This is a genomic window from Streptomyces sp. NBRC 110028 (assembly GCF_001417735.1).
Taxonomy (GTDB): domain Bacteria; phylum Actinomycetota; class Actinomycetes; order Streptomycetales; family Streptomycetaceae; genus Streptomyces.
The window spans coordinates 1-1,319 of the sequence record NZ_BBUZ01000005.1; the positions used below are offsets into that span (position 1 = coordinate 1).

Genomic DNA, 1,319 nt, shown 5'->3' on the forward strand with positions numbered 1-1,319 from the left:
GGCGCTTTCTAGGGATCGTCGCAACACGTGGTCGTGTTGATCAGGCCGCGAGCAGTTTATGCAGGCGCTCGGCTGGGGTTTCCCAGCCGAGCGTTTTGCGTGGGCGGCCGTTCAGTTCTGTGGCGACGGCGTCGAGGTGCTCGCGGGTGTGGACGGCGAGGTCGGTTCCCTTGGGGAAGTACTGGCGGAGCAGGCCGTTGGTGTTTTCGTTGGAGCCGCGCTGCCAGGGGCTGGCCGGGTCGCAGAAGTAGACCGGGATGTCGGTGTCGATGGTGAACGCGCCGTGTGCGGCCATCTCCGCGCCCTGGTCCCAGGTCAGCGAGCGCACCAGGTGGGCGGGCAGCGTCTGGACGGTTGCTGTCAGGGTGTCGCGGACGTGCTCGGCGCTGCGGCCGTCGGGCAGGTGCAGGAGCATGACGTAGCGGGTGGCCCGTTCGACCAGGGTGCCTATGGCGGAGGCGCCGTCCTTGCCGATGATCAGGTCGCCTTCCCAGTGGCCGGGCACGGCCCGGTCTTCCGCCTCGCCGGGCCGCTCGCTGATCATCACCATGGGAGTGGAGAACCGCGGCTGGCGCTGCTGGGCCTGGCGGCGCGGCTTGCGCCGGACACGGCCGGTGCGCAGAGCGCGGGCCAGCTCACGGCGCAGCTCTCCCCGGCCCTGGACGTAGAGGGCCTGGTAGACCGTCTCGTGGACCACGTGCATCTCCGGCCGCTGGGGGAACTGTGTCCGCAGAGCCTGGCAGATCTGCTCCGGACTCCACCGTAGGTGCAGGCGGTCCTGGATGAAGTCCCGCAGTTCGGTGTTCTGGCTGATCTTCCCCGGCTTGGGGCGGGGCCGGCGGGCATCGGCGCGCGCCTGCGCGGCGTGCGGGCGGTAGGCCCAGCGTCGCGCGTCTTCGCGCAGTGGCATTCCGTTGCGGCGTATCTCCCGGCTGACCGTGGACGGGCTACGGCCCAGCTCGATGGCTATCGCCCGGACCGTGGCCTTCTCGCGCAGCCGGTCGGCGATGTAGATCCGTTCGTCCTCGCGCAGGTACCGGGACGGACCAGAAGGCGGCACCACCGTGTTGATCGGTGGTGCCGCCTTCTGCCTACGGTCGGCACTGCGGCCATTACGCCATCGCCGGCCGGTCTTCTCATTGATGCCGATGATCCGGCACGCCTCTTTGTTGCTCAGGCCCTGCTGCATGAGCTGGGAGTATGCCTCCCGCTCACGCAACAGCCGCTTGCGCCCCTGGGCTACGGTCCGCAGCTCCCGAATCTTGAAGTCCATCGCATCCCCTGAACTGGGGTGTTGCGACGACCACTAGAACGGAAGC

The 1,319-nt window shown here is 68.8% G+C and carries 1 protein-coding gene; it reads right to left on the minus strand.

The features are described from left to right. Positions 1-40: 40 nt before the first annotated feature. The gene (locus ASC60_RS00030; RefSeq protein ID WP_370592841.1) at positions 41-1,189 is read right to left on the minus strand and encodes an IS30 family transposase; all 1,149 of its coding nucleotides are present in this window, start codon (positions 1,187-1,189) and stop codon (positions 41-43) included. Positions 1,190-1,319: the final 130 nt, after the last annotated feature.